The sequence below is a fragment of the Chroococcidiopsis sp. genome, from assembly GCF_051657925.1.
In the GTDB taxonomy this organism is placed as follows: Bacteria; Cyanobacteriota; Cyanobacteriia; order Cyanobacteriales; family Chroococcidiopsidaceae; genus Chroococcidiopsis.
Map to the genome: position 1 here is coordinate 1 of NZ_JBOFLP010000374.1, position 4573 is coordinate 4573.

Annotated in this window: 5 protein-coding genes; all 5 read left to right on the top strand. The window is 46.2% G+C overall.

Annotation, left to right across the window (positions count from 1 at the left end):
• The first annotated feature begins 23 nt into the window (after nt 1–23).
• A complete protein-coding gene (locus tag ACRC32_RS29930; protein WP_438557401.1) occupies nt 24–914 on the top strand; it encodes an energy-coupling factor transporter transmembrane component T family protein in 891 nt (296 codons plus the stop codon).
• Nucleotide 915: 1 nt separating this feature from the next.
• A complete protein-coding gene (locus tag ACRC32_RS29935; RefSeq protein ID WP_438557397.1) occupies nt 916–2628 on the top strand; it encodes an anthranilate synthase component I in 1713 nt (570 codons plus the stop codon).
• A gap of 73 nt (nt 2629–2701) precedes the next feature.
• Nucleotides 2702–3091: a holo-ACP synthase gene (gene acpS, locus ACRC32_RS29940; protein ID WP_438557398.1), complete on the top strand. Its 390-nt coding sequence runs from the start codon at nt 2702–2704 to the stop codon at nt 3089–3091.
• A gap of 181 nt (nt 3092–3272) precedes the next feature.
• A complete protein-coding gene (pipX, locus tag ACRC32_RS29945; RefSeq protein ID WP_438557399.1) occupies nt 3273–3542 on the top strand; it encodes a transcriptional coactivator PipX in 270 nt (89 codons plus the stop codon).
• A complete protein-coding gene (locus tag ACRC32_RS29950) occupies nt 3539–4213 on the top strand; it encodes a YggS family pyridoxal phosphate-dependent enzyme (RefSeq protein WP_438557400.1) in 675 nt (224 codons plus the stop codon). Before pipX ends, ACRC32_RS29950 begins: the two co-directional genes overlap by 4 nt.
• Nucleotides 4214–4573 lie beyond the last annotated feature (360 nt).

Below are 4573 nucleotides of genomic sequence, written 5' to 3' on the forward strand. Positions count from 1 at the left end.
TCAGCTTTTTAGCAGCGCCAATTATGGCAAACTCTCTCTACCGAGTAAGTTTAGTCATCTTGCTCATTTTGATGACTTTAACAGCAGGGATTCCCTGGCGAGTTTGGCGACAACAAATGGGTTGGCTGCTCACGTTGTCATTTTTCGTCTTGATTTTGGGCGCAGTAAGTCCTGACGGTTTAGGCGTAGATCCTCAACCCCGCTTGCCAACTACCGAACAGGGTGAGATGTTGGTTTTGGGTAATGAGTTTGATGCGGGAGCAGGGAGCAGGGAGCAGGGGAGCAGAGGAGCAGAGGGGCAGGGCGGAAGCAACGACCAACCACCAACTACTAACGACCAACTACCAACGACCAACTACATAACTTCATCAGGCTACCAATACGTATTATTTCAATATTGGATAATTACGGTAACGCGCCGCTCGGTCGAGCTGGCATTACGCTTGAGTACGAGCCTGTTTACTTTGATTTACAGCACGAATTTATATTTACTCACAACCGCACCAGAAGAAATTACCGCAGGTTTGGAAAGCTTGATGCTACCTTTGCGACGGTTTAAATTGCCCGTAACTGAAATTGCGCTGACTCTAACGCTGTCATTGCGATTTATTCCCTTGGTGATGGAAGAAGTGCAAAATCTGATTCGTTCCGTGCGAACCCGGGCAATAAACTGGAAAAAGCTAGGCATCAAGGGAGCATTGCGGGTGTGGATGGTAGTGGCAGAACGATTGTTAGAAAACTTACTTCTGAGAGCCGAGCAAATGGCTAAAGCGATGACAGTGAGGGGATTTACCACTCCGAATACTCATCGCGTCCAATGGCATCAGCTGCGTTTTACTACTAGAGACTGGATTGCCTTGGTGTGTTTGGTTGCATTTTGGGGAATACGTCTAACTTGGGGTAATGAGGTTTGACATGAAACCCATGCAGCCTTGGTATTGGCGATCGCTTCCTTTAGAACAACGTAGCGGTTCTGAAGTATTTGCAGCCCTATTTCGCCCCGATGCCAATCCAGACGCGATCGCAACTCTCCTAGAGAGTCCTGCTCCCATATCCGAAGATCGTTCTCAACTGGCACGTTACTCTATCTGTGCTGGCACACCCCGCATTATCGACGGACAGCCGCAACTGTGGACACCACCTATTGGGGAGATTTTGCCATTTTTGCAGCAGCTATTGCAATGTAAGGGAGCAGGGAGCAGGGAGCAGGGAGCAGGGGGAAAAGAGCTGAGGGAGCTGAGGGAGCTGGGGGAGCTAGGGGAGAAAATTCCCGCCTCCCGACTCCCGATTCCCGACTCCCTTCCTTTTACTGGAGGGTGGTTGGGTTGGTTGGGGTACGATCTGGCTTGGGAGATTGAAAAGTTACCATACATAAAATCAGATCCCTTACCATTTCCTGTTGCTTATTGGTACGAGCCTGAATGTTTTGCCGTTCTCGACCACTTAGAACAAATTTTGTGGTTAGCTGCTTCTGCACCACAGCAGCTTGATGAACTACAAGAACGACTGGAGAAGTCAAAAGTCAAAAGTCAAAAGTCAAAAGTTGGGAGTCAGGAGTCAGGAGCCAGGAGTCAGAAGGATGTAAATACAATTTCTTCCACTCACCACTCACCACTCACCACTCACCACTTCCTACTCACTCATCAAGAAGAATACGAAACGGCTGTCTGCCGAGCAAAAAAGTACATTCAGGCTGGAGACGTTTTTCAGGCAAATCTTTCTTTGCGATTTGAAACCAGCACGATCGCCAGTAGTTGGCAAATTTATCAAGCACTGCAACAAATTAATCCGTCTCCCTTTGCTAGTTATTGGCAGACTCCTTGGGGAGCAGTCATTAGCTGTTCGCCAGAAAGATTAGTGCAATTACGCGATCGTCAAGTCCAAACAAGACCGATTGCAGGCACGCGATCGCGAGGAGCCACTCCCGCACAAGACTGCGATTTAGCTCAAGAGTTGTTAAGCAATACTAAGGAAATTGCCGAACATATCATGCTCGTAGATTTGGAACGTAACGATCTAGGGCGTGTTTGCGAATGGGGTTCTGTCGTCGTTGATGAATTATTAGCGATCGAGCGATACAGTCACGTCATGCACCTTGTGAGTAATATTACTGGCACGCTCAAAGCAGAATACAATGCGATCGATTTAATTCGCGCCACGTTTCCTGGGGGTACGATTACTGGCTGTCCTAAAGTCCGTTGCATGGAAATTATTGAAGAATTGGAGCCAGTCCGCCGCAGCTTGTTTTACGGTTCCTGCGGTTACTTAGACTGGCGCGGTAATTTAGACTTGAATATTTTGATTCGGACTCTGCTGTATAGCAGGGAGCAGAGTAAGAGAGCTGAGGGAGCTGAGGGAGCTGAGGGGGCTGAGGGAGAGAAAAGAGCTGAGGGAGAAAAAAATCTTCGAGTGTCCTCCGACGCTTCCCACACTTCCCACACTTCCCACACTTCCCACACCCCACACCCCACACCCCACACCCCACACCCCATTAACAACTCCCGCAATAAAGTTTGGGGACAAGTTGGAGCGGGGATCGTTGCTGACAGCGACCCCGAACGAGAATGGTATGAGTCTTTGCACAAAGCTCAAGCCCAAATCATCGCCTTAAAAAGGACAGAAGAATGAAGTTGTAAGTCGCGCATTCGTAAGTAATTCCCCCTGCTCTCTGCTCCCTTTCTTCACTGATAACTGACAACTGATGCTACGTTTAGGAACCGATATTATTTACATTCCTCGAATTGAGAAGGTTATAGAACAATTTGGCGATCGCTTTTTGCAGCGCGTCTACACGCCAAATGAGCTATTGGATTGTCGTTACGAGCAAAATGCTCCTAATCGTAATGCGATGAATAAACTAGCTGGTAGATGGGCGGCGAAAGAAGCTGTGGTCAAAGCTTTGGGGACTGGCTGGCTGGGCGTGGGCTACACTGACGTTGAGATTTGCCGTCAACCGAGCGGCGTTCCTACCGTGCAACTACACGCACGAGCGTTAGCAATGGTACATTCTTGGGGACAGTTGCAGTGGCAGTTGAGTTTGAGCCATGACGGAGATTACGCGATCGCTACGGCGATCCTCCTCTGTTCTTAGGAGCGATCCTCAAGGCGATCGTTGCCAGCAACTTTATAGTTCTACATAAAGACAGAAGAATTTAGAAATTATCTCAATAAACTTAAAACAAATTGTGAATAATGAAATACAAATTACAAATTTAGACAATCGATATACTTCACTGCCATAAAATACATGTTTTAAGCTGCGATCGCTGTTGATGAATACAGAAAATTATTTGAATCATCCTACATTTGGGTTGTTATTCCGCATCTGCCTTTTGGAGGAACATCAAGAACTTTTCACCACGCTCTACGCCCAGCGCTTGTTTTTTTTAGTGACGATTGAAGCTTCAGGGATGAAATTCGAGCCAGTGAGTCGTTCTGAAGCTCGCTTACTATTGGAGACTCGACTGCGATTATTACGTCGTAACGGTCAATACCAAGAGTACGATCGATTACAGAAGACTTTGCAAGCCACCTTCCAATGACTAATCAGATTGCCGAACGTATTGCGCTTATCCGTCAACAACTACCAGCTACCGTCCGGTTAATCGCCGTCACCAAGCAGGTATCCGTAGAGGCGATGCGAGTAGCATATCAAGCCGGAATTCGGGATTTTGGCGAAAGTCGCATTCAAGAAGCCGCTAGCAAACAGCAACAGTTACAAGATTTACCAGATATCACTTGGCACTTGATTGGTAGTTTGCAAAGCAACAAAGCCAAAAGAGCTGTAGAACTTTTTCAATGGATTCATTCTCTCGATAGCTTAAAGTTGGCTCAACGTCTAGACCGACTGGCACAAGAGTTATGTTGCCGTCCTCAAGTGTGTTTGCAGGTCAAAATTCTCAGCGATCCGAATAAGTCCGGTTGGACTATTCCTGACTTGTTAGCCAGCTTACCAGAACTAAATCGCTGCCACAGCCTGCAAATCGAAGGCTTGATGGCAATTCCACCCTTAGATTTGAATGATGCCGAAATTCTCAATCTCTTCGAGCAAACTCGCGATTTAGCCGACAAAATTCGACAGCAACACTGGTCTAATCTTCAAATGCACCAGCTATCAATGGGAATGTCTGACGATTACCAATTAGCCGTACAAGCTGGAGCAACGATGGTACGTTTAGGACGGATAATTTTTGGCGATCGCGTTTATCAGTGACCAGTTATCAGGGAGCAGGGAGCGCACGAGCAGGGAGCAGAGATCGGTTGACTTCTCAGATAATTCTTAGTCCTCAGTTTCTAATTTATTATTTCGTATGTCAAATAGCTTTTGGAAGAAAAACCAAAGTGAATATTAAAAATTTCCGAAAAATAGACTTGACAACTGTATACTGTGAAGTCAAAATTCTAGCTGAGAAATAGCCGAAAATTGTAAATTTAACTACAAAAAAGGCGATTTATCAAATTTCAAGAATTGCTAAGATTCGCAATGAAACCTCAAAAAGGCGGATAACATGAACGCCAACTTCCTAAATCATTGCTTATTTGGTAGTTGCTCGAAACGGTTTTTCCCAGTAGA